Raw genomic sequence first — 203 nt, 5'->3', positions numbered from 1 at the left:
TCCAAGGAAGAAAAATGACTGAACGAATAAAATTAGAGGAAATTTACGACAAGAATATTAACTTTCTCATCGGTTCTGGAGCGAGCGTGGGATTGCTCCCCACCCTCGCTTTGCGAGTTAAAGACGAAGGTGGAGATGCTTTCACTATTGAAACGCTATCAACTCGATTAAAGGATGAAAAAGAGCGAGAAGTAGACGCTCTC

At 42.4% G+C, this 203-nt stretch carries 1 pseudogene; it reads left to right on the top strand.

Annotated elements, in window-relative coordinates:
- Positions 1–14: 14 nt before the first annotated feature.
- A pseudogene (locus tag A3714_RS10215) lies at positions 15–203 on the top strand (hypothetical protein); the annotation flags it as partial.

The sequence above is a fragment of the Alcanivorax sp. HI0007 genome (assembly GCF_001635525.1).
Taxonomy (GTDB): Bacteria; Pseudomonadota; Gammaproteobacteria; order Pseudomonadales; family Alcanivoracaceae; genus Alcanivorax.
The sequence above is the reverse complement of the archived record's forward strand: the minus strand, read 5'-3'. Positions and strand labels throughout refer to the sequence as shown.